General features: G+C 73.6%; 13 protein-coding genes. 6 read left to right on the top strand and 7 right to left on the bottom strand.

Annotated elements, in window-relative coordinates:
* Positions 1–8: 8 nt before the first annotated feature.
* Positions 9–3,899, bottom strand: a complete 3,891-nt coding sequence (locus POL72_RS25365; RefSeq protein ID WP_272098141.1) for a serine/threonine-protein kinase — start codon at positions 3,897–3,899, stop codon at positions 9–11.
* A gap of 328 nt (positions 3,900–4,227) precedes the next feature.
* On the opposite strand from POL72_RS25365, the gene POL72_RS25370 reads away from it, so the two are divergent.
* The 3 genes from POL72_RS25370 (at position 4,228) to POL72_RS25380 (ending at position 8,525) form a co-directional block, all read left to right on the top strand.
* The gene (locus tag POL72_RS25370) at positions 4,228–5,766 is read left to right on the top strand and encodes a hypothetical protein (RefSeq protein WP_272098142.1); all 1,539 of its coding nucleotides are present in this window, start codon (positions 4,228–4,230) and stop codon (positions 5,764–5,766) included.
* Positions 5,763–6,671, top strand: a complete 909-nt coding sequence (locus tag POL72_RS25375) for a hypothetical protein (protein WP_272098143.1) — start codon at positions 5,763–5,765, stop codon at positions 6,669–6,671. Before POL72_RS25370 ends, POL72_RS25375 begins: the two co-directional genes overlap by 4 nt.
* Before the next feature lie 204 nt (positions 6,672–6,875).
* The gene (locus POL72_RS25380) at positions 6,876–8,525 is read left to right on the top strand and encodes a tetratricopeptide repeat protein (protein ID WP_272098144.1); all 1,650 of its coding nucleotides are present in this window, start codon (positions 6,876–6,878) and stop codon (positions 8,523–8,525) included.
* A gap of 173 nt (positions 8,526–8,698) precedes the next feature.
* Here the strand turns inward: POL72_RS25380 and POL72_RS25385 are convergent, their stop codons facing one another.
* From POL72_RS25385 to POL72_RS25395, 3 genes are read right to left on the bottom strand one after another with little or no spacing between them, the layout of a single operon-like run.
* Positions 8,699–10,024, bottom strand: a complete 1,326-nt coding sequence (locus POL72_RS25385) for a hypothetical protein (protein WP_272098145.1) — start codon at positions 10,022–10,024, stop codon at positions 8,699–8,701.
* Between the two features lie 54 nt (positions 10,025–10,078).
* Positions 10,079–11,446 (bottom strand): RHS repeat-associated core domain-containing protein, encoded by a 1,368-nt coding sequence (locus POL72_RS25390; RefSeq protein WP_272100007.1) that lies wholly within the window; start codon positions 11,444–11,446, stop codon positions 10,079–10,081.
* Positions 11,398–14,091: a DUF6531 domain-containing protein gene (locus POL72_RS25395; RefSeq protein WP_272098146.1), complete on the bottom strand. Its 2,694-nt coding sequence runs from the start codon at positions 14,089–14,091 to the stop codon at positions 11,398–11,400. The genes POL72_RS25390 and POL72_RS25395 overlap by 49 nt, the downstream gene beginning before the upstream one ends.
* A 352-nt stretch (positions 14,092–14,443) precedes the next feature.
* On the opposite strand from POL72_RS25395, the gene POL72_RS25400 reads away from it, so the two are divergent.
* Positions 14,444–16,006, top strand: coding sequence for a tetratricopeptide repeat protein (locus tag POL72_RS25400; protein WP_272098147.1), 1,563 nt, complete (start codon positions 14,444–14,446; stop codon positions 16,004–16,006).
* 1 nt (position 16,007) lies between these two features.
* Here the strand turns inward: POL72_RS25400 and POL72_RS25405 are convergent, their stop codons facing one another.
* From POL72_RS25405 to POL72_RS25415, 3 genes are all read right to left on the bottom strand, one after another.
* Positions 16,008–18,479, bottom strand: coding sequence for a DNA-binding transcriptional response regulator (locus POL72_RS25405; RefSeq protein ID WP_272098148.1), 2,472 nt, complete (start codon positions 18,477–18,479; stop codon positions 16,008–16,010).
* A 107-nt stretch (positions 18,480–18,586) separates the two neighbouring features.
* Positions 18,587–19,171 (bottom strand): c-type cytochrome domain-containing protein, encoded by a 585-nt coding sequence (locus POL72_RS25410; RefSeq protein ID WP_272098149.1) that lies wholly within the window; start codon positions 19,169–19,171, stop codon positions 18,587–18,589.
* Positions 19,172–19,191: 20 nt separating this feature from the next.
* Positions 19,192–20,571: a hypothetical protein gene (locus POL72_RS25415; RefSeq protein WP_272098150.1), complete on the bottom strand. Its 1,380-nt coding sequence runs from the start codon at positions 20,569–20,571 to the stop codon at positions 19,192–19,194.
* A 322-nt stretch (positions 20,572–20,893) separates the two neighbouring features.
* Here POL72_RS25415 and POL72_RS25420 point away from each other — a divergent pair, with 322 nt between their 5' ends.
* Together POL72_RS25420 and POL72_RS25425 are read left to right on the top strand one after the other, a co-directional pair.
* Positions 20,894–22,600 (top strand): DUF1592 domain-containing protein, encoded by a 1,707-nt coding sequence (locus POL72_RS25420; RefSeq protein WP_272098151.1) that lies wholly within the window; start codon positions 20,894–20,896, stop codon positions 22,598–22,600.
* The gene (locus POL72_RS25425; RefSeq protein WP_272098152.1) at positions 22,597–23,961 is read left to right on the top strand and encodes a DUF1552 domain-containing protein; all 1,365 of its coding nucleotides are present in this window, start codon (positions 22,597–22,599) and stop codon (positions 23,959–23,961) included. Before POL72_RS25420 ends, POL72_RS25425 begins: the two co-directional genes overlap by 4 nt.
* Positions 23,962–24,072: the final 111 nt, after the last annotated feature.

Below are 24,072 nucleotides of genomic sequence, written 5' to 3' on the forward strand. Positions count from 1 at the left end.
CGCGGGCTCTACGGCCGGCCGCTCAGCATCGCCTCGAGCTCCGGCGGCACGCAGCCGTAGGCCTCCGCGGCCACGAGCAGCGCCGAGTTCTGCGGCAGGTTGAGCAGGAACGAGCTGGCGTAGGGCGTCCCCTCGAGGCCCTTCAGCCGGCGCAGGAGCGGGGGCATCGCGCGCTCCATCGCGGCACGCGCGCCCTCCAGATCGCCCATGTCCACGCAGGCGTCGTGGAGCGCGAGGTAGATCGGCGCCTCGTTGAGCAGGCTCGGCGCGCCCGCCTCGACGAGGGCCGCCGCCTCCCGCGCGATCTCGCGGGCCTGCTCGGCGTTGCCGAAGCGGCGCTCCGCCTCGGCGCAGAACCCGAGCGCCACGGGCAGGACGTCGCGGTTGTCGGTGACCCGGTACGCGTCGGTGGCCTTCTTCAGCAGCGAGCGCGCCCGCGCGAGGCCCGACGACTCGAGGCGCAAGAGCTCGCAGCCCCGGTAGAACAGGATGCCCAGCGTCACCCGGTCGCGCACGACCCACATGCTCCCCGCGGCCTCGTCCGCGCTCGCGCGCGGCTCCGCGAGCACGGCGTCGAGCCGAGGCTCGGGGCCGAACGTCGCCGCCCAGCAGAGCAGGATCATCTGCCCGTGCCGCGCCGCCCCGGAGCTGCCGATCGCCTGCGCCCTGGCGATGCCCCCCTCGATCTCCTGGAGCGCCTCCTCCCGGGCGCCGATGGTCGTCAGCGCGAAGCCGACGTTCATCGTCAGCATCGCCTCGCGCTCCTGCAGCCCGGCCCGGCGCGCGGCCCGCGCCGCGTTCCGGCGCGCCCCCAGCGCAGCGGCCGGCTCGCCGCGCGTCTGGTGGGCGACCGCGCGCGTCTGCCACGCGTCGACCGCCGCCCAGACGAGGTTCCGCCGCGCCGCCAGGTCGAGCAGGTGCGCGGCCTCCTGCTCGGCCATCGCCAGCTGCCCGGCGAACGCGTGGACCTGCGCCAGCGTCGCCGAGCACTGCGCCTCCTCCTCGACGAGATCGATCGACCGGGCGCGGTCGCGCAGCGCCGTCAGCCGCTCCTCCAGGTCGATCCCGGAGCCGCACGCGTGGTCGTAGCGCGCGCGGGCCGTCAGCGTGCGCAGCTCGCTCGCCTCGTCGAAGACGTTCTCCCACATCGCCCGGATCGCCGAGTCGCGCTCGGGCGAGCGCGCGTCGAGCCGCGAGTACGCCTCCTCGAGGAGGACCGCGCGCGCGAACGCCGTCGGCTTGTCGGGGGAGAACACGAGCGCGCGATCAGCCATGGTGACCGCGTCGCGGAGCGAGTTCGTCGCCAGGGCGCGCCGCGCGGCGGCCTCCCAGCGGATCGCGGCCTCCTCGTGCTCGCCGCCGAGATCGAAGTGCTGCGCCACCGTCGCGCTGTCCTCGCCGAGCCGATCGAGCCAGCGCGCCGCCGCGGCGTGCAGCCTCTTGCGGAGCTCTTCGCCGACGGACGCGTACGCGACGTCGCGGACGAGCGCGTGCTTGAACAGGAACTCGCGCGCGGCCGGGAAGCGCGACGCGGGCTGCGCGACGAGGAGCTCCGCGGCGATGAGCTTCTTCAGCGCCGTCGCGGGCTCGGCCACCCCGACCTCGGCGAGGCCCAGGTCCCACACCGACAGGCCGAAGACGCTCATGCGCACCACCGCCTCCCGGGTGGGCTCGTCGAGCGCGTCGAGGCTCACCTGGATGGCCGCCTCGATGGTGGGCGCCGTGGCGGCGTCCTTGCCTGACGCGATGACCCGCGCGAGCTCCTCGGCGAAGAGCGGGGAGCCGGCCGCCTGCTGCGCGACGCGGTCGAGCGTCGCCTCCTCGAACGGCCGCGCGGCCGCGGCCGCGCTGAAGACCGCCCGCGCGATCTCGCGGGTGGCCCGGCGCGCGATGGGGCGCAGCTCCACGCGCACGTGGTCGCGGCCGGCGAAGCGCTGGCCCTGGTCGCGCCAGAACGCGGGGCGCACCATGAGCAGGATGAACAGCGCCCTCCCGGTCGCCCGCCCGAGGAGGTGATCGAGCCACGCGACGCTCTCCGGGTCGGCCCACTGCGCGTCCTCGACGAGCAGCGCGCACGGCTCGCTCGACGCCGCGTCGACGGCGATGTCGGTCATCGAGAGGTAGAGCGCGTCGCGCGCGCCGCGCAGGTCGACGCCGTCCGGGAACGGCTGGTTCGCGAGCAGGCGCGCGAGGAGCCCGCCGTCGCCGTGGAGCGGCCGCCGCGCGCGCACCGCGTCCTCGGCCTGCTCGAGCGACGCGCCCTTCGGCAGGCCCATGAGGACCCGCAGCGCGTCCGTGGCGACGCCGAGCGCCTGCGCGCGGCCGAACGACTCGCAGCGCAGCTGGACGAGCCGCGGCGGATCCGGTCGATCCACGATGCGGGCGACGAACTCGCGCGCGAGCCGGCTCTTGCCGATCCCCGGCGGCCCCGAGATGCTCATCACGACCGGCGTCCCGTCCTCCACGCACCGCTCGAACGCCGCGACGGTCGTGATGAGCTCGGCGTCCCGCCCCACGAACGGCGTCTGCGCGTCGGGCCGCTTCGGCGCGCGCGCGAGCACCCGCACGGCGCCGCTCTCCAGGGGCTCGCCCATGAAGCGCCCGCGGGACAGCTCCACCGTGGTGGCGTCCGCGAGGACCCTGCCGAGGCCCGCCTCGCGCGCGAGCGCGACCGCGCGGTCGACGACCTCGCCGGCGGCGCGCGTCCTGTCGACGCGCATGCGGCCGGAGGCGACGCCGACGCGGCCGCCACGGCCGCCGAGCGCGAGCCCGAGCTCGAGGGCGCGGGACGCCTCGTCGCCGTGGGCCTGTCGCACGCCGAGGTGGGCGGCGATCGAGTCCGTGCCGAGCGGCAGCGCGTCGGCCCCGCGGCGGCGCAGCGCTTCGAGCTCCCGCTGCCGCTCCTCCCCGGTGGCCACGTGCAGCGCCACGATCGTGGTCACGAGCCGCGTCCCCATCGCGCCCGGCGGGTTGTCGCTCACGCGCAGCGGCGACGGGGTGGGCAGGTACGGCTCGTCGGCGAGCGCCGCGAGCCTGTCCGCCACCTCGCGCGCCGAGCTCGGCCGGAGCTCCCGGTCGGCGAGCAGGAGCGCGTGGATCAGGTCGTCGAGCGCCGGGACCACGTCGAGCAGGAACTCCGAGAGGCGCGGCGCGGGCGTCGTCGCCAGGCGGACGAGGGTCGCGATCGAGCTCGGCCCCATGTGCGGGGGCCGGCCGGCGACCAGCTCGAACAGCGTCGCGCCGAGCGAGTAGAGATCGCTGCGCGCGTCCACCGTCGCGTCGCCGCGCGCCTGCTCGGGCGAGATGTACGCCGGCGTGCCGACGAGACCCCCCGCGTCCGTCGTGAGCACGACCTCCTTCGACGCCGCCACGCCGAAGTCCACGAGCTTGGTGCGGAGCGGGGCGTCCGGCGAGCCGCGCAGGAGGATGATGTTGGAAGGCTTGATGTCGCGGTGGACGACGCCCGCGGCGTGCGCGGCCGCGAGCGCGTTCGCCACCTGCCGCCCGACCTCGATCCCCTCGCGCAGCGAGAGCGGGGAGCGCTTCTGGCGCGCCGCCAGGTCCTCGCCGTCGAGCCATTCCATCGCGATGAACGTCGCGCCCTCCTCGATGCGCCGCCCCTCCGCGTCGACAGCGCTCGCCTCGAGCGTCCCGAACGCAACGACCCTCACGATCGCCGGGTGATCGAGCTCCGAGAGGACCTGCCCCTCGCGGGAGAGCCGGGCCTGGCCCTCGGCGTCGACGCCGACCGCCGTGATGATCTTCAGCGCGACGTAGCGCTCTGTCTGCACGTCGAAGGCGCGGTGCACGGTGCCGATCCCGCCGCGGCCGACCTCGTGCTCGATGTGGAATCGGCCTGCGACGAGCGGCCTTGCGGACTCGATGCGCGCGGAGCTCATGCGCTAGCCGACGTGGTTTGTGGGATGGGCGCCGAGGGGGCTCCGGCGCAGCGGAGAGGCGATCTCATCGCGTCGGGCCGCGTGGGCCTGCGGTGTTCCGACAGGGCGCATTCGCGAAAGAGACTACGCCGTCGCTCATGGCAGTTCCAGTGTCGCGGTCGCTGGGACCCGGCAGCGTGGCGGACGCGGCGAGCCGGCAGGAGATGTCGTAGAGCGCGCGGCGGGCCTCTCTTGACGGATCCGGCGGCTCCTCCTACGGTCTTCGGCTCCGCTGCTCCTCCAACGTTGCGCTACGTTGCGTTACGTTCGAGCGGCGGGAGCCATTTCGATGCTCGATCGCGTCGCCGTTCACCAGACCCGGCTGCGCACGCCCGGCCTCGGGCTCGACGCCAAGGGGGTCGCGCTCGGCGCCAAGGGGCTCGTCCTCCTGCCGTCGATCGATCGGCTCGTGGCCTTCCTGGCGCTCTACACGCGGCAGGGCTCGCTCGCGGACATCCTCCGCTCGCTCGTCGTCGAGATCGTCCGATCGAAGCTGGGGGCGCGGGAGGTCACCCTCCTGTTCGCGGCCGAGAGCAGCGATCGGCTCGACCGTGTCGCCGAGATCGCGCGGCTCGCGGGCGGCTACAGCTTCACCGGCACGAGCCGGCACTTCGTCCAGTACCGCGACGCGGCCGCGCCGTTCGGGTACGACGTCCCGCAGATCCTGCCCAGCGACGCGGCGCTCTCGCTCTATCACAACGCCTTCTCGCAGACGTACGAGGTCGAGCGGCGCGTCGACGTGCGCACGCTCCTGCTCCGGCTCGAGCCGCACCTCGATCCGGCCGCCGGGCGGGACCCTGGCCCGCGCTGGCTGCTCGCGGAGTCGGGGCTCGGCCCGGCGCTCATTCGCTACTTCTCCCGGAGCAGCGTCGAGGCCGAGGTCGGCCTGTGCGAGTGGCCGCCGGAGTCGAGCTTCGACGACGCCCCGGTGCTCCGGTACCTCTTCCGCGCGCCGGCCATCCCTGCCCGGATGGTCCCGCTGCTCACGAGCACGCCGGGGCTCGGGTATTTCGTGCCGGTCGCGCCGGGCGCGGCGGTGGAGGTGGGGTTCCGGCACCCGGTCAACCTCCGCGCCTGCCCGGTGTTCGGCGAGGCGGGCCTCGTGCTCTTCCGGGGCGGGGGCCGCGAGGCGCTGGAGATCGCGAAGCTGCCGGCGATGGGCGACGTCGCGGCGTTCGCCCGGGTGGAGCTCGGCCGCGAGCCCGTCGCGGCGAAGGTGGCGGCGGAGGGCGACGCGCAGCGCCCCGCGTCGGTCGTGCTGTCGCTCCGCCTCGTCCCGAGCTCCGAGCCGTGGCGCTCGGTCACGGCTTCATGGATCCGGCCGCAGGAGATGCCGCTCCTGCGGCACGTCGCCTACGCGCTCGGCCCCGAGACCCTGCGCCGCGCCCGCATCGCCTTCACCGCCGCGGGCGCGTTCCTCCGGCACCCCACCGGCATCGAGGGGATCCCGGTCGGCGAGTTCTTCCGGGAGGTCCATCCGGGCCTCTACATCCCTGCCGGCTACGACGCGGTCCCTGCGGTCGCGCCCGGCGTGCTGTTCCGCGCGCTGGGCGCCCCCGCCGGGCAGGCGCTGTTCATCGGGCGCGACGGGGGGGCGATCGGCGTGCCGGAGGAGGCGTTCGTCGCCCTCGAGACGGCGCTGCTCGAGGCCCAGCAATGGTCGGCGGTGGCCGCGTCGTCCGCGGGCCTCACGGCGGCGCTGGCCACCGAGCTGCCCGAGGTCGTGCTCGGCGGCGTCGGCATCCGGCCGCTGCGCGATCTCGCCCCGTCCGAGGCGCTGGCCGAGCCGAGGGCGCTGCCGCCGGGCGCTGGCCGGGCGCCCCAATGACCCAGGCTGAAGCGATCGCCGAGCGGCTCTCCGAGCTCCAGGCGAACGTGCTCGCCCCGCTCGTCCTCGGCGGTCCTCTGCGCCCGGTGCGCCCCTTCGGCGTCCGGCTCGCGCTGCTCCTCGGCGACGGCGCGCCGGCGATCGATCGCGACCTCGGCTCGCGCATCGATCTGGTCCGCGTCCGTGTCGCCCGCCTCATCGCCCCGATCGACGTGCTCCCGGGGCTCGCCGCTGCCGAGTGGGCGCTCCTGGCCGCGCTGAACGACCTGCTCCAGCTCACGAACCACGAGCTCGCTGGCGTCCTGACGCGCAGCCGCTATCCCCGCCTGCTCGCGAGCGTGCGCGACCTCTGCGAGCTCGTGCCCGCGCCGGTGGACGTCGGGGCCGCGCTCTCGCGGCACGCGACGTTCGCGCGGGTGCTCGACTGCTTTCGCACGGACGCGCTCGTCGCCTGGTGGACGGGCCGCGCGAGCTTCCGCGGCCAGCGTCCGCCCGCGCGGCTGCTCCGGTGGCGGCAGCTGCGCGGCGTCCAGGTCGACACCCGGCGCGTCGGCCTCGCGGACATGGGCCACGACGTCCCGGGGCTCGCCCCGCCGGACTTCGCCGAGGCGCTCTCCCTCTGGATGACGCGCACGCCGCTCACGGATCTCGCGACCGCCGCGCGAAAGGACCCGCCGTTCGCGTGGTCGGCCTCGACGCTCGCGGTCGTCGCGACGCCTCCTGGCCGGAGCCTCGCGTACCGCGTCCTCCTGCGCCAGCCCCACGACCTCGCCGTCGCGGCGCTCGCCCGCGCCGCCCGGGAAGTCCCGCCGCGGTTCGGCCAGGCGCGGGTGCTCGCCGAGTCGTTCGCCAGCGAGGTCGCCGCCGGCATCAAGCTGCTCGACGAGCGCTCCGCGGCCGGCTGACCCGCGCCTGCCACGCGCTCGTCCTGTCATCTCCACGCACCGCGCGCGGCTTTGCTCGGCTCAAACGGTGCGTGGTACGCTCCGTCCTCCTTGCAGTGCGGAGGCGCGCCGTCCTTGCGCTCGCGCCTTGGACATCACCTCACGGGCATCGCCCTGGGAGCGACGGACCGTTTGAACCGGCAAGACGCTGAGACTTCCGACAAGTTGCTTGCTTCCCCCTGGCGCGCGCGGCGCCGCGGATCCTGCGTCGAGGCGTCGCGGCGCGCCTGGAGCGCCGGGCGCTCCTGCGCGCGCCTCGCCGGCGTCGCGCTCGCGCTCGCGCTCGCGGTGAGCCCGGGCGTCGCGTTCGCGCAGGCGGAGGCGCTGCTCGACGAGGGCAAGAGCCTGATGAAGAAGGGCAAGGTCGCGGAGGCCTGCCCGAAGCTCGAGGAGAGCTACAGGCTGAGCCCGAGGTCGGCGACGCTCCTCGCGCTGGCGATGTGCCACGAGAAGCAGGGCAAGGTGGCGACGGCGTGGGCCGAGTACATCGATCTCGGCGCAGCGGCCCGCAAGGAGGGCAACAAGCGCCTGGAGGCCGACGCGAAGGCGAGGGGAGCGAAGCTGGAGCTGTCGCTCCCGCGGCTGACGCTGAGCGTGCCGCGCGCAGCCGCGGTCGAGGGGCTCGAGGTGACGCTGGACGGGGCGCCGGTCGACGGCGCGCTCTGGGGTCAGGCGAGGCCGATCGATCCTGGCCAGCACAAGGTGAGCGCGAGCGCCCCTGGCCGAAAGCCGTGGGAGAAGTCGGTCTCGATCAAGCGGGGCGAGCGGAAGACCGTGGCGGTGCCGGCGCTCGCCAAGGACGCCTCGGCCGCTGCGCAGCCTGCGCCCGCAGCGGAGGCGCCCGCGGCGGCGGCGCCGGTGGCGGCGGCGTCGGAGAAGGGGAGCGCGGCGGCTGGGGACGGCGCTGCGGGGCCGGGGAAGGGCGCTGCGGGGCCGGGGAAGGGCGCTGCGGGGCCGGGGAAGGGCGCTGCGGGGCCGGGGAAGGGCGCTGCGGGGCCGGGGAAGGGCGCTGCGGGGTCTGAGAAGGGCCCGGCTGCGGCGGAGGCTGGGAAGGGCGCTGCCGGGCCTGGGAAGGCTGCAGCGGGGCCGGAGACCGATGCGTCGCCTGCGGCGCCTCCTGCAGCCGAGGAGCCGGAGCCGAGCTCTGGATCTTCGCCGAGGCACACCGGGAGCTTCGTGATCGAGGCCGGTGTGGCCGGCGGCGCGTTGATCGGCCTGATGGACTCCGGCAGCTTCGGCGATCTGAGCGCGTACTCCTACAGCTACAACATCCCGGAGGGTGAGCTCATCGCGCCTTGTGACGATGAGGTCTGCCATGCCAGCTTCGATCCGGCGATCGGGCCGTTTGCTGGCGGGGAGGCGTTCATCGGGTTTGCGATCTCCGAGGATCTGCACCTTGGCGCGCGTGTGCTGGGCGGCTACCGCTTCGGCGGCGGCTATTTCGTTGTCGGCGGCCCCTCCGTCTCGATGCGCCTCGGGCGCGTCTGGCTCGGCCTTTCAGGGCTCGTGGGCCCGGTGGGGCAGCAGGCGAAGGTCACCGGGATCAAGGGGGAGATCCCCTCCGAGGTGGTCCACCTCAACTACGGTCGGAGCGAGGTCGCCGTGAACGCGCGCGAGGGCAGCCTCCCCGAGAGCGCGCTCGTCGAGACGCTCGCGTTCGGCGGGAGCGTCGACGTGTCGCTGGTGCTCGCGGACCTTCCGAGCGCGGGCTGGACGTCGGGCGCGCTCCTGCTGAGCGTCTCCCCGACGGTCATGAAGGGCCTCGACGGCTGGGTCTTCGCGGCCCCGGCGAGCCTCGGCTACCGCTTCTACTGAGCGGGCCCGCGAGCCGTCGCCCGACCGAGCGCTCGATGACGCGGCTGCCATCGATGCACAGCTCGACGTGCTCGTCGCGGCGGTCGACCCGCAGCGCGAGGCTGGTCGGCAGCATGACAGCGTCGAGGCGACGGTGGAACGAGATTCGCGAGGTCGTCGTAGTCCCCCCGAAGCTAAAAGAGGAATCCTCCGAGAGGAAAGCCGGCGATCGCCTCTCGATCTACTTCTTCGAGGCCGGCGCGGATCCGGTCCGTCCAGATCACGGCGGGCCAGTCGGCAAACTGGGCGACGAGATCGGCGGGGGCGCCGTGGCGCGGAACGACGAGCCGCTGCAGATGAGCGAGATCCCTCCGCCGCGTGAGCAGCGCCTCGTACATGCCGCGTTGGGGCGTGATTTGTGACCAGAGATCGAGGCTCCTGAGCTGTGCCATGATCGGTTCGTCGAGCATTGCGCTCGTTGACTTTGCGTCGAGCGGAGCGTCCCACAAGGCGAGGTGCTGAAGCGCCGGGAGCTGGTCAGCACTGAGTGCAGCCAAAACCGAGGACAGCTGCGCCGCTTCCCAGCGGACCGTGACACGCTCGAGCTGCAACAGCGGCGCAGCGGTCCAGCCGCCGAGCGATCGGGCGTAGCAGGCGAGGGCACGCAATCCAGGCAACGACGGTCCGAGCGCGCCTCCGGCTCGCGACGTAACGGTCAGGTGCGAGACGCGGTCGATGCGCCCGTGCTCCATGAGGAGAGAAAGGAACGGTTCGAGCTCCGCGTGGACCTCGATGCGCAGACGGCGGATGAAGCGTCCGGCAGGATGATGCAGCAAGCGGCGGAGCGCGTGGATGGCGTAAGTGTGGGGTGCTGGTCGATCGACGCGGGGATCGAAGCCGAGCTCCCGTCGATCGGCACGCAGCAGCGGTGGTTCAAATCCGTCCGCAAGGGCAACAGCGTCGGCGCCTGCGACGGACGCCTCGCGAACGAACCCAAGGAAATTCTCGTACGAGAAGGTGCCTGGAAGAGCGCGCTGAACATCATCGAGGGCACCAAAGAGGTGGCCCCCGTGCGCCCGGAGCAGATCCTCCTCGCGCCTGCGCAGATCCGGCGTGTCCGCGTGAAGGCGTGCAGCTTCAATCTCAATGAGCTCACCGCGTGGGTCTGCTGACGCGCGGAGCAGCTCCGCGAGAAGCAGGTAACCTGTGGGCTCTTCAGGCTCCTCGTCGATGAGCGACTCGACGTCAGCATGGAGTGAAGGAGGTGGCAGGGCATGGCGGAAGCCTGCCGCGAGGAGCTTCATCAACTGATGCTCGAACGCTGTTACCGCCGCGATCGCGCTATCCAATCTATGATGCTTGGCTTCGTGAATGCCGCCGCCCGCGAGGCTCTGCTCGAAGATGTGGCCGAAAATGCGCAGTGTTGCGAGCTGAGAGGTGCTCGGTTCGACAAGGTTGAGTTCGAATACTCCGGCGGGGAGTGAGTCTCGATGCTCCGCTCTCATGCTACGATCTGCCATGGAGTAAGTCCCTAAGAGCCTTTGTGGATGAGCATCGAGTGCGCGCTCAGCGGTTCAGTGACGGTGCCAGAATCCGCGCTCTTCATCATATGTCCAGGTGCCGAGCCCGCTGCGTCCGGGTGTCTGTCCTGGAGTCCCGCTGCGGTTTCGTGGATCGTTGAAGCTGGAGGCAGTGCGGTTGCTGTTGTTGAAAAGGAAGCCGCTTGCGGGTCTGGTGGTCCTTGTCTGAGTCCCACTGCGTTCCTGACCCTCGTACCCCGGAGCAATCACGCCGTTCGGTGGATTCATCCCGGCGAGCGTGTAAAGGCGGGGGATCGTCTGTGAGCAGTTGGGGCACGACGCGCGTGGGACTCCGGCCATGGACGAGGCGATGCCGTCGTTCTCGTTGATCTCGCGCATCGCTTTTCCCAGGTGTTTCCTCCAATTTGGATCACCTGGCCGGCACGATAGGCCAGTTCTGCTCTCCCAGTCCTCCAGATGGGCGCTCAACGCCTGCGGTTCGGCGCAGTCCTGTGGCAGGACGTTCGCGTCGCTGCCGCGAGCGTTCGATGGAGGCAGCGCCGCCTGAACGGCAGGGTGGATATCGCTCCGGCGCCGCCCGCGGCTTAGTGCCGTGATCGTCGAGCCATCCGTCCGCGTGATGGTGCACTCCATCCGCGTAAGGCCGTTGAAATCGACCCAATCCACCGGGTAGTTGTCGACGTACGCATACGGCTTGAGGCTCCCTTCGATCCCGATCGGCTCCGGGCTGAGGTACTCCCCGGTCTCCGGGTCGTAGTACCTGTGCCCGTTGTAGTGGAGCCCGGTCTCCTCGTCGGCATACTGCCCCGGAAGCCTGAGCGGTGTGATCCTGGCCTGTTCGGCCGACAGGTCGCCGTACAGGCCTGCCTCGAGCTCCGTCGCGGCGCTCCCGTCCCCCTCGAACAGCGCCTCCGGAAACCCGTTCACCCCATGCACGAAGTACCTGAGCGCCCCCGCCGCGCCCTCCCTCTGTGCGAGCGGCAGAATGCTCTCCGGCAGCGTGACGTAGCTCCGCTCCTCCACGACGGGCGCCTCGTCGTGCAGCGCGCGCTCGGTGCGCTCGTGCACCATCACATCGCCGCGAAAGGCATACCGGGTCACGCTCTCGACCTGCCCGAGTCGCGCCACGCGCTTCTCGACCCTGCGGCCGAAGGCGTCATAAGCGAACGAGATCGTCCTCCCCTCCGGGGTCCGCGCCGCCATGAGCCGCCCGTCGCCGCTCCAGTCGTACGTCCACACGCGCTCGCTCCGCACCTCGCCCTGGCCGTCCAGCTCGCTCACGCGCTTCCGCACCACGTCGCCGCGCTCGCTGTACTCGTAGTGCACGGTCTCTTGTCCCGCGCTGCGTGCCGTCAACCGCCCCCCAGGCGCGTAGGTACGTCGCTCGCCAGCTCGCTCCATCTCTCCCGCAGCGGTGAAGCGGAACCGCTCGGCGGCTCTGCCCGCCTTGCGCCGCTCGACGACGCGGCCGTTCGCGTCGCGGAGCAGCTCTCCCATCTTGCCGCCGAGGTCCTCGTGGGTGCGTAGCAGCCCCGCAGGCGACCAAGCGTACGTCTTGCGCCACGTCTCGCGCGACGGCATCGGGCGGGCTCTCCCGGGGCGACGCGCGGCGCCGTAGCCATCCCGAGCACCCGCTGCCGATCCATCCACCCGTCCGCGTCGACGTCGGTCGCAATCGTGCCGCCGCCTGGCAGGAGCCGCTCGACCTCGAAGCCGCGCGCATCGTAGGCGAGGCGCAGCGGCTTGCTCTCCCCGCCGATCTGCACGGCGACGGGCCGCCCCCTGAGGTCGCGCTGCACGCTCATCTCGCCCCCCGGCCCGCGCACGGAGGTGGCCTTGCCCATGGCGTCGTAGGTCCACGCGAACGCCGCGAGCACCTCGGCGCCCCGCCGCGTCACCTCGGCCGTCACGCGCCCCCGCGCGTCGTAGATGTACTCGCACTCGATGTCGCCGCTGACCGCGCGCTCGATCCGGCCGAGCGGATCGTACTCAAAGGTATCTTCGCGCCCGTCGGAGGTGCTCCGCTTCACGAGCCTCCCGAGCGGATCGTACGCGAGACCGACGCTCTCGGAGCCACACTCCCTCCGTACGATCCTGCCCAGCAGGTCGAGCCTGTACCGGATCGCCCGCCCATCGAAGGTCCGCTCGCCGGTGATGCGCCCCTCGGCGTCGCGCTCGATCCGGTGCTCCTCACCGGCCTCGTTGACGATGCGCACCAGGTCCTGCTCGCGGTCGTAGCGATACCGCACCGCGCTCCCGTCGGGCCGCACGAGCTCGGTGACGACGTGGAAGCCGCCCCAACGTAGCGTGGTCGTGCGCCCGTCGGCGTCGCTGATCCTCGCCAGGTTGCCGTCGACGTCGAAGTCGTAGCGCGTCACCGCGCCGCTCGGCCCGAACACGGCCGCGAGCCTGCCGCAGGCGTCGTAAGCGAAACGGGTCTCGTGCCCGCGCTCGTCGGTGAAACCCATCACCCGGCCGAGGAAGTCGTATCGGATGCGCCGCTCGGCGCCGTCGGGTTCGATGACTCGGATGCGGTTCGCGAGCGCGTCGTACTCCATGCGCGTCTCGCCGCCGTTCGGCAGGGTCGCGCCGACCAGCAGGCCACGCATGTCGTAGGCGAATCCGACGACGAACCCCATGTCGTCGTAGACGGCCACCACATCGCCGCGCGCGTCGCGCTCGTAGCGCGCCGTGCCGCCGAGCGCGTCGATCATGGCCGAGACGAGCCCGCGCGCGTCGTGCTCGTAGGCGGTCCTGTTCGCCATCGGATCGACCTCGGCCAGAACCCGCCCCTCGGTGTCGCGCTCCCAGCGGAAGACCTGCCCCAGCGCGTCCTGGTACGCGCACAGCGCACCGGTATCGTCGTAGCCGAACATATGCACGCCGCCGCCGGCTCCCCAGACCATCCTGTCGAGCTTGCCGAAGGCGTTTCCGTCGACCCGTCGGATGGCGCGCGAGGTGATCACCTCGGTGAGCGCGACGTCGTGGTGGTCGATCTTGACGTGCAGGAACCCCTTCGCCGGCGAACCGTCGCCCAAGGCCCCCGGCACGCCGTCGTCGAGCGCGTCGTTGCCCTCGCGGTGACACCACGCTTCGATGCAGCGCGTGTCCTTGTAGCGAAACTCCGCCACGAGCCCGCCGGGCTCTTCCCGCCGCACCAGGCGATGGTCCTCGTCGTACGCGAACCGGTGCGCGTGCCCCGCGGCGTCCTCGGCTGCGATGAGGTCGCCGCGCGCGTCGAACGCGTACCGCCGCCGTGTCTCCCATCGACCGTGCGCGAAGGCGTTCTTGACCTCGAAGGCGGCGATGTGCCCGTCGCTGTGGCGACGTACGCGCACGACACGGCCTGCGCTGTCGATGACCTGCACGAGGCGGCCGTCCTCGTACGCGAGCGAGATGGCGTTGTCGTGCGCGTCGACGATCCGGCTCAGCAGCCAGCGGCTGCCGAGCGGCTCCGCGAACAGATACGCCAGCCCATCGGCCGCGAGCGCGTAGCCCCAGGGATACCGGGTCAGTACCCCGCACGGCAGCCGCACCGATTCGCCCTCATCGAGCTCCTGCGGCAGCTCCGTCGCCGCCGCGTGCGGCTCCAGCACCCGCACGCCGCGACGCCGCTCCTCGATCTGCCACGCGAGCGAGTGCGTCCAGCCAAAGCCGAGGCCGCAATCGTCCTCGACGAGCGCCGAGCTGTAGCTGCGCTTGACCACGAGCGGGATCGCGCCGGGCAGCGCGAGGTCGACGACCGCCACCGTGTAGACGCGCCCTGCGATCGGATCGACCGGATCGCCCGCGTGCGTGCCGCCTCCGCCGCCGTGTGCGGGGTTGGGACAGCCGCCGCCGCTGCCGGGCCCGCAGCTCCCCGCGTCCTTGCCGCCGCCGCGCGCGCCGTTGCCGCCGTTCTTCCCATCGCCACCTTGACCGCCGCCGCGGCCATTTCCGTTGCGGCCATTGCCACCTCCGCCGCTTCCGCCGCCGCCGAGGATGAAGACGCCGGGGTTCATGCCGGGGATCACCGCCGCATTCGGAAACGGGGCCGTTCGCGCCATGCGGGCATGCTCGGCGACGGGCGTGCCGCTCGCAACCTGCCGGCGGTTCCTCGACGCCGTCCGCGGCGGTCCCCGCACGCGGCGGTGCATGCCGGCGGGCGTCCCCGCACGCGGCGGTGCATGCCGGCGGGCGTCCCCCCACGCGGCGGTGCACGCCGGCGGGCGTCCCCCCACGCGGCGCTGGCCTGCCAGGCCGCCCGCCGGCGGCCGGTTCCGGGCATCCGCGAGAGCTCGCCCTAGCGGACCGCGTTCCCAGAGAGGCATCGACGGCCGACCTCTCCCGGCGCGCGCGATGCCCCGCAGGCCTCCGCCGCTCCTTGGTGCCCCCACTTGGGCAGGCTACCGTCCCGCCATGTCCAGGACCGGGCGGCGCAAGCAGAAACCCACGCCGCGGCAGGGCGCCCCGGAGCTCACGCCGAAGAACGTGGCGCGCATGGAGGTCGACGCCGCGGTCTACCGCCTCGTGAAGCTCCTTGGCCGCTACCCGGACGGGCACCCCGACGCGAAGGCCCGCGGCGCCCTGGAAAAGACGCTGCCCGTCCTCGACGCGCTCCGCGCGAGCCACCCGGACCACCCGCAGGTCGCCTGGGTCTCCGGGATGATCCTTCGCAAGCTCGGCCGCCTCGACGAGGCCGTGCAGCTCGCCCGCCGGGCGTTCGAGCTCGATCCGACGTTCGCGACCGCCGTGAGCCTGGCCTACGTCCTCCGCGAGCGCGGCGAGATCGACGCGGCCCGCGACGCGTTCGAGGCCGCCGCTCGCCTCGATCCCGAGGACGTCTCGGCCCGCTGCGACCTCGGCGCCATGCTCTGCGAGGCCGGCCGCACCGACGAGGGGCTGCGCCACCTCGAGGCCGTCCTCGCGGCGCAGCCGGCGCACCCAGCCGCCTTCCCGATCCACGCCTACCACCGCGCCGCGCGCGACGGCGACGCCTCCGCATATGACAAGCTCGCGGCCTACGCCAGGGCGCACCCGGAGAGCGCCGCCGCCGCGTGGGCGCTCGAGCGCCTGCGCGCCGAGGGGCTCCACCATCCCGCTCCCGCCGCGGTCGTCGAGGGCTTCGTCGCGGGCGCCGCCGAGGCGCTCGACCACCTCCACCGCGATCACGATCCGTGGCTGAACCGCTTCGGCGCCCGCGCGCACGGATACCGGCTCCACCCGCCGCTCACCGCGCGAGACATCGAGCGCGTCGAGGCCTCGTGCGGCGCTCGCATACCCGCCGATTACGCCGCCTTCCTGACCCGCGTCGGCAGCTCCGGCGCCGGCCCGTACCACGGGCTCCTGCCGCTCGACGGCCCTGGACAGCTCGAGAGCCTGACCGGCGAGTTCCCCCATACGAGGGCCTACCGACCCGATCCACGGACGCTGACCGCACCCCAGCGCGCCGCGCTCCAGACCGACGAGGTCGTCCGCGGGACCGTCGCCCTCGCGCACATGGGCTGCGGCTACTTCTCCGTGCTCGTGATCCGCGGCCCGCGCGCGGGCAGCGTCTGGGCGGATCTTCGCGCGGCAGGCCTCGGCGTCGTCCCGACCCACGACAGCTTCACCGCGTGGTACCGCGGCTGGATCGAGGCGCTCTCCAGGGGAGAGCCGGCGCGGATCCCCGTGGAGCCAGGACGGTGCTCGGCGCCCGCGGCGCTCAGCGACTACCTTGCTTCATGGGAGCGGGAACACGCGCTCCGGCCCGGCACCCTGGACGAAGCAGGGACGCGACGGGCGCTGCGCGAGATCCCCGACGCCGGGATCGCGATCCAGGCGGCGGCGTCCAGGTACTTCGACGCCGGCGATCCCGTGGACCCCTGTCCCAGCTGCCAGCACATGTTCGATCACTTCCTCCGGAAGAACATGCTGCAGCCCGCGCAGATCCGCCCCGGCGTGCCACCCAGGGCAGCGCGGCGGGCCCCGCCCGAGGCGTAGCCTACCCCCTCGGATCCGCGCGCCGCCTCCGGGCGCGGCGCGGCTCGCCGCGGACGCTGTCCGCCCCGCTGGCGGGCTCGGGCGACGGGGCGAAGCCGATCGCCGCGAGCTCGCTCTCGCCGATGACGTCGCCCTTGGCCACGAGCGCCGCGCGGAGCAGGACCGCGCCCATCTCGGCGTCGTTGCCGGGCCACGGGTGGTCGAGCACGGCCTGCAGCGCCCGCAGATCGAGGCCGAACGGACGGCCCCGCAGGCGGACGCCGATGCGCGCGAGGTGATCCAGCGCGAGCGCGCGGAGATCCTCGGCGCGCGACGACAGCGAGGGCAGCGCGACGGCCCGGTCGCCGAGCCGGTCCGCGAGCCGCTCGCTCAGCTGGCCGGTCGCCGCGAGCGCGTCCACGGTCTGGGGCACCGCCACGACGAGCCCCACGTCGTCCGGCAGCGCCGCGCCGAGGTAGCTCTGCACCTCCGACGGCAAGGCCTGGGCGTCGAGCACGAGCAGCGTGCCCCCCCGCGCCGCCTCGATGGGCGAGCTGTCCGGATCACGCCACAGTGCGAGCGCGGTCGGCGTCCCCGAGGAGCCCTCGATCGCCGCCGCCTCGTCGCGCGCCGGCGCAGCGCCCCGCTCGTCGCGCGCCGGCGCAGCGCCCCGCGCCTGCGCGAACGCCTGCGCGAACCCCTCGGGGAGGGGCGCCGCGCCGTCGACGATCGCCAGCGGGCCGCCCGCGCGCGGCGAGGTCAGGTGGACGACCGCGCCCCACGCCACGGCGTCGATCCCGGGCGCCGTCAGCAGCGTGACCGGGCCGCCGGCCACGCCGAGCCGCTCCAGCTGCTCGAGCGCCGCGCGGGCGGCGGGGCTGTAGGCGGCGGCCCGCGCCGGCCGCGCGAGCAGCGCCGCGATCGCGCGGAAGCGCCCCGCGCCCTGCGCCACGGCGCGCTCGAGCCGGCTCACCTCGCGCGCGCGCTCCTCGGCCTCGCGGCGGGCGGCGACCTCGCGGCCGCGCGACCCCGACAGCATCGCCGACACCGCGATCACCGCGCCGAGCCGGTCGGCGACAGCGCGCAGGCCGCTCACCTCCTCCAGCGTCATCGGCGACGCGCGCCGGGCCCGCGGGATGGCCAGGGCCCCGATCGGGCCCTCCGCGTCGTTCACCAGGGCCACGACGCCGACGTCGCGCTCCGCGAGCCAGGCGAGCAGCGGGCGCACCTCCGGCCGCCGGACCTCGACGGCCTCGGCGGCCTCGACGCGAAGGACGCGCTCCGGCTCGATCTGGGCGAGCTCGATGAGGCGCGCCGGCACCTCCGCCGGCTCGGTGTGCGCGTAGCCGGCGCGATCGACGGTCACCCGCTCGGGCGGCGAGAGCAGGTAGAGCGCCGGCGGGGCCTGCCCGGCGACGCCGGCGTCCGACGCCTCGCGCAGCGCGGAGAGGGCCGCCTCGAGCGCCGCCTCCGGCTCCGGGTTCATCGCCGCGCGCGTCGCGGCGTCGAAGGCCCCGAGCCAGCGCGCCCCCTCCGGCGCGAACCGGCGCGCGAGCGCCGGCGCCGCGAGCCCCGCGAGCGCGCACAGCGCGCACGCGCCGAACACGGCGACGCCGACGGAGGACTGCGGCGCGCCCCGGAGCCCGAGATCGCCGCGCGGCGCCTCGTGCACGGCGTAGACCGCGAGCAGCGCCGGCGGGGTCGCGAGCGTCGCGACGGCGAGCGTGCCGCGGAGCGCGCGCGAGACCTGCGCGGCGTCCGCGGCCACGGTGCAGAACGCGACGCAGACCGCCGCGACGGCGCTCGTGACCGGCAGGATCGACTCGGGGGGCGCGACGCCGACGAAGGCCGCCGCGAGGCCGACCGCCAGCGCGGTCGCGGTGAGCAGCAGCGCGGCCTCGACCCTGTCGGCCACGCCGAGCTCGATCCGCCGCGCGATGCGGACGCGCGCGATCGCCACGAGCGTCACCGTGAGCGAGCCGAGCGAGGCGGCGGACGTGGCGTAGTGGACGAGCAGCGGATCGAGATCGGCCGTGCGCTCGGGCGCCACCGCGGAGACGGCGGGCAGGGCGATCGCCACGGTCCAGAAGAGCGAGGCGAACGCCGCCGCGTCGAGGCGCCGCGTGCTCGGCGGAGGCTCGAGAAGGCCGCCGAGGCCCGCGATGCGCGCGAGGCCGACCAGGGCGGCCATCGCCGCGGCCGCCGCGCCGAGGTTGCCGAGCGCGATCAGCGCGAGCCCGGCGGGGCCGCTCCGCGCGGCGGCGAGCATCGCGGCGCCGGTGAGGCAGACGGCGGCCGCGCTGCGGGCCGCCGGCTCGATCCGGTCCTCTCCCCGCGGCGGCCGCTCTACCCAGCGGAGGCCAAGCGCGAGCAACGCGGGCAGCCCGAGCAGGGCGAGCCACGCGGGCCCGTGGCCGCCGGACGCCCGGAGCGCGGCGAAGGCGGTGTAGGCGACGGCGGCCGCGGCGATCCAGAACGAGCGCCGGCGCAGCATCGCGGCGAGCGTAGCGTCTGGTCACGGGGGCGCCAACGAGGCGGTCTCATCGAGGTGACGACCGCGCCGCCCGCGCCGCTGCCGCGGCCAGACGCTCCTTCGCTACCTCAGGGCGGGAGCGCCGCGATGTAGTCGTAGAGACACTTCTTCTCGTCGGCGCTGAGCTCCGGGCCGAGCGGCATCCGGCTGTCGCACGGCGGGGGGTCCGAGAGCTTCATGTAGAGCAAGCTGGCGTCCGGATCGCCCGGCACGATCACCGTGCCGTTGCCGCCGCAGTCGGACGCCTGGCCCGCGACCCTGGTCTCCCAGCCCGTCGTCAGATTGAGGCCCCCCAGGTTCGCTTGCCCATCGTGGCAGCCCGCGGTGGCGCACTTCGCCGCCACCAGCGCCTGCGCTTCCGCGCATCCGGTCCCACCGCCGCTGCTCGCGCTGGTGGTCGCAGCGTCGCCGCCGCTGGTGGCCGCAGCGTCGCCGCCGCTGGTGGCCGCAGCGTCGCCGCCGCTGGTGGCCGCGGCGTCGCCGCCGCTGCCGGTCGTCGCGCCCTGGCCGTTTCCGCCGCCAGGCCCGTCGCCGCCGGCGAGGTACTGGTCCTTGTCCTCGAGGGTCCCCGCGCAGCTGATGATGAACGCAGCGCCGCTCATCACGGCGGCGGCGAGCGCGGTGCGCCCGCCAAGGAAAGCGATGTACGTCACGTGCTACCTCTCTCTCTCGCTCAGTAAACGTAGGCTCCGGCGAGCCGCACCCCAAGGTACTGGTCGATCGCCCCGCCGGCCACGTACGGGTCGCCGATCGCGGGCTCGAACGACGAGAAGAACCGCGCGTACTCGACGAGGAGCCGCGCCTCGACGCCGGTCGTGACGGGCACGAGCACGCCGGCCATCGCGCCGATGCCCTGCACGCTCGCCCCGGCGAACCGATCGTAGACCGGGCCTGACGAGAGCGGGAAGAGGTAGTCGGCGCCGAGCGCCAGCGCGACCGGGCCGGCCGGCACCCGCAGGTCGAGGCCGCCCCGGACCAGCGTGTAGGAGACGTTCGGCACCGTCCTGGCCAGGGCCTCCGGCGCGTCGACCTCGAAGGTCAGGAGCCGGAGCCCGGCGGAGATGCCGAGCACGGCCGACTCGCCGATCGACAGCCGCTCCCGCAGCCCCAGGTTGACGCGCTGGTAGGTCGTGCTGATCGGGTCGCCCTCGCCCACCGCCGAGTTGAGGCCGAGCGCCAGCATGTACCCCGCGGTGATGCCGAGGCCCTTGAGCACCGGGATGTCCGTCGACGCGAGCGGGTACACCTCGCCGGAGATCGACACCGCGGGCTGACCGAAGACGTCGTAGGGCCGGAGGTTCTGCGTGACCGGATCGGAGTACTCGAACCAGCGGCCGGTGAACTCGACGCCGGCCTCGACTGAGAACAGCGCCGAGCGGGGGTCGTGGCGCTTGCGCTTCCCGCCCTTGTCGCCGTCGTCGCCGCCCTTGTCGCCGTCGTCGGCGCTCTTGTCGCCGTCGTCGCCGTCCTTCTCGTCGTCGCCGTCCTTCGCGCCGTCGCCCTCGTCGCCGCCGTCCTTCGGCTTGTCCTCGTCGGCCGCGGCGGCCGCCGGCGCGATCTGCGAGAGCGTCGGGCCGAGCAGCTCTTCCAGCGCCTTCTTGCGGTCGTCCCGCGAGCCGCCCAGCGGCACCGCGCCGTCCACCGCGAGGTCGCCGGCGTTCTCGTCGACGTAGACGAGGTGGACCTCTTTCTTCTTCTTCTTGTTCGTCCGCGAGACGCCGTAGATCACCCCCTCCACCTTGGCGGCCTTGCCCGCCTTGCGGATGCGGTCGATGGCCTTCTTCCGCTGGGCCTTCGCCACCAGCGCGTCGCCCACCGGCTTGGTCTGGCCGGCGCCGCGCAGCGACTTCGAGAACGCGTCAGCGTCCACGACCTTCAGCGTCTCCGGGACGAGGGACGCGATGTCCTCGCGGATGTCGTCCGCGTTCGGCCCCTCGATGTGGATCGCGATCGACTTCGACCCCTTGGGGGCGGCGAGCGCGATGGGCGAGAGCGCGAACGTCGTGACCGTCGCGGCGGAGAGCCCGAGGAGGATCCTCCCGCAGAGGCTCAAAGAGAGGGACAGCGTTCTGAACCTGGTCGGCTTCCGCGTGGGCCTTTTGCCGGCAGCGGCGTCAAACGAAGCTTGCACGCGCGCGAGCCTACAGGCGATGTCGCGGCTGGATCCAGCGTCTTTCGAGGGGGGTGAGCGACATTTCTGGTGACGCGCAGTGTCGCTACGAGACTCCGCTGCAATCGGACTCGCGGGCCTCGCGGAGCCTCGTCTTCCTTGGCGCCTTGACGGGCCCCAGCGAAGGGAGAAATGTCGTCGCACGATGCGCAGCGCCGCAACGCAGCGCATCGCGGGCCAGCGCGTCCCCCCGGGGAGAGGACAGATGGATCGGTCAAGAGGACGGCACCGCCGCGCGGCGCGCGGCCCCGGCGGCTCTCTCGGGCTCGCGATCGTCGTGGCGGCGGCCGCCGCCTGCTCCGGCGGGCGCGGCGGCGGGGCCGCGGGGGGAGCGGAGGGCGAGGCGCCGCGCTGCGCGGACATCCGGCCGGGCGCGTCGCCGCTCCGGCGGATGACGCGCTTCGAGTACAACAACACGATCCGCGATCTCCTGGGCGACGACAGCGCGCCGGCCGACGCCTTCGTTGTCGAGGAGGAGGCGCTCGGGTTCAACAACCAGGCGGCGGCGCTCGGGGTCACGCAGCTCCTCGCCGAGCAGCTCATGAAGGCCTCCGAGGCGATCGCGGCGCGGGCCGCGAAGGATCTCGGGAAGCTCCTTCCGGGGTGCGACCCGGTGGTGCAGGGGCCCGACGTGTGCGCTGCCGAGCTCATCGAGCGCCTCGGCAAGCGCGCGTTCCGCCGTCCCCTCGCGCCCGCGGAGAGCGAGCGGCTCGCGCGGCTCTTCGCCTCCGGAAACGACGAGCACGGCTTCTCGACCGGCGTCGAGCTCGTGATCCAGGCGATGCTCCAGTCGCCGCACTTCCTTTACCGCGTCGAGCACGGCATGCCGGATCCGGCCGGCGAGGGCGTGGTGGCGCTCTCGGACCACGAGATCGCCTCGCGGCTCTCGTACCTGCTCTGGAGCTCGATGCCCGACGACGCGCTGTTCGCTGCAGCCGACGCGGGGGAGCTCCGCACCGCGGAGCAGATCGCCGCGCAGGCCCGCCGCATGCTCGAGGATCCGCGCGCCCGCGCCGCCGTCGCGAACTTCCACGCGCAATGGCTGCAGCTGTCGAACATCGACACCCTCACCAAGGACCCGGCGGTCTACCCCGGCTTCCACGCCGGGCTCCCGGCGCTCCTCCGGGCGGAGACCGAGGCGTTCCTCGATCACGTCGTGTTCGAGGACGACGCCGGCGACGTGGCGACCCTGCTGACGGCGCCCTACTCGCTGATGAACGCCGAGCTCCGCGCTTTCTACGGGCTGGGAGCGGCGGGCGGCGCGGAGGCGCCCGGCGCGCTCTCGGTCGTGCCGCTCGATCCCGCGCAGCGCGCCGGCTTCCTCACCCAGGCCAGCGTGCTCGCGGTGCTCGCGAAGCCGGACCAGTCGTCGCCCGTCCATCGCGGCAAGTTCGTCCGGGAGCGGCTGCTCTGCCGGACGCTGCCGCCGCCGCCGCCCGACGTGGACATCCAGCCGCCGCCGGTGCGGGACGGGATCCCGACCCGCAGGCAGTTCGAGCGGCACGCGGAGGACCCGGCCTGCGCCGGTTGCCACCGGCTCATGGATCCGATCGGCTTCGGGTTCGAGCGCTACGACGGGATCGGCCTCTACCGCGAGGTCGACCAGGGCGTCCCGGTCGACGCGAGCGGCGAGATCGTGGGGAGCCGGGACATCGATGGGCCCTTCGACGGGGCGGTGGAGCTCGCGCACCGCCTCGCGGAGAGCGACGAGGTGCGCCAGTGCGTCGCGACGCAGTGGTTCCGCTTCGGCTACGGCCGCGCCGAGCAGGCGGAGGACGAGTGCAGCATGCGCCAGATCCAGGCGGCGTTCGCCGAGAGCGGGTACAACATCAAGGCGCTGCTCGTGGCGCTGACCCAGACGGACGCGTTCCGCTACCGCCGCGCGGCGCGGGGCGCAGGGGGCGCGCCGTGAGCGGGGCCGTGCAGCGCCGCGCGTCGAGGAGGCGCCTCGATCGCCGCGCCTTCCTGCGCGGGGCCGGCGGGCTCGCCCTCGCGCTCCCCTTCCTCGACGCCATGGCCGGATCGGCGAGCGCGGTCGATTTCCCGAAGCGCTTCGTCGTCTTCTTCACCGGCCTCGGCACGGTGAAGGAGGCCTGGCAGCCGATCGGGACCGAGACGTCGTTCGAGCTCGGAGAGATCCTCGCGCCGCTCTCGCCCTACCGGGACAAGCTGCTCGTCGTCGAGGGCATCGACATGGAGTCCGCCTACCACGGGCCGGGCGACTCTCACCAGCAGGGCATCGGCCAGGCGCTCACGGGCACGGAGCTCCAGGAGGGGACCCTCTTCCCGTACGCCTGCAACCCCGCCGCGCGGGTCGGCTGGGGCGGGGGCATCTCGGTCGACCAGCTCCTCGCCGCGAGGCTCGGGGCTCGCACGAAGCTCTCGTCGCTCGAGCTCGGCGTCCAGGTCCAGTACGCCAACGTCTCGTCGCGCCTCTCGTACCTCGGCCCGGGCCAGCCGGTCCCGCCGGAGGACGATCCGCGCGCGGCCTTCGACCGGCTGTTCCTGGACCTCAGCGCCGACCCCGCGGAGCTCGCGCGGCGGCGCGTCCTGCGCCGCCGGGTGCTCGGCAGCGTCATGGAGGACTACGGCGCCCTCGCGCGCGAGCTGGGGGGCGAGGACCGGCAGAAGCTGGAGCGGCACCTCGACGCGCTGAACGACATCGAGCAGCGGCTCGACGTGCCGGCGCTCCTCGGCGGCGCGTGCGCCCTGCCGGCGCTGGGCGAGCCGCTCGACGTCTACGCGAACGACAACTTCCCCGCGATCGGGCGGCTGCAGACCGATCTGCTCGCGATGGCGCTCGCCTGCGATCTCACGCGGGTGGCGTCCATCCAGTGGAGCGCGACCCAGGCGGGCAAGGTGTTCACGTGGCTCGGCCAGTCGGAGACGCACCACGCGCTCTCGCACTCGAACATCGCCGACGCGGACAAGCAGCGGCAGCTCGTCGACATCGGGCGCTGGCAGGCGGAGCAGCTCGCGTACCTGCTCGAGCGGCTCGACGCCGTCCAGGAGGGCACGGGCACGCTCCTCGACAACACGCTCGTCCTCTGGTGCACGGACATCTCGGAGGGGCAGAGCCACTCGCGGCGCGACATGCCGTACGTGATCGCGGGGGGCGCCGGCGGGGCGCTCAGGACTGGAAGATTCTTGCGCTATGCCGGCGATCCCCACAACAACCTGCTCGTCGCGCTGTGCAACGCGATGGGCGTGGACGTGTCGACGTTCGGCAACCCCGCGTACTGCACGGGGGCGTTGCCGGGCCTCTCGGTCTAGTTGCGCGCGCCGGAAATCCCTCCAGGGATCGCTGACGCGCGCAACCAGGGCGACCGCGAAGCGGACGCCGGGGTCCGGGGCGGAGCCCCGAGGAGCCAGCCGCCGGCGCGC

The organism is Sorangium aterium (assembly GCF_028368935.1).
Lineage (GTDB): Bacteria > Myxococcota_A > Polyangia > Polyangiales > Polyangiaceae > Sorangium > Sorangium atrum.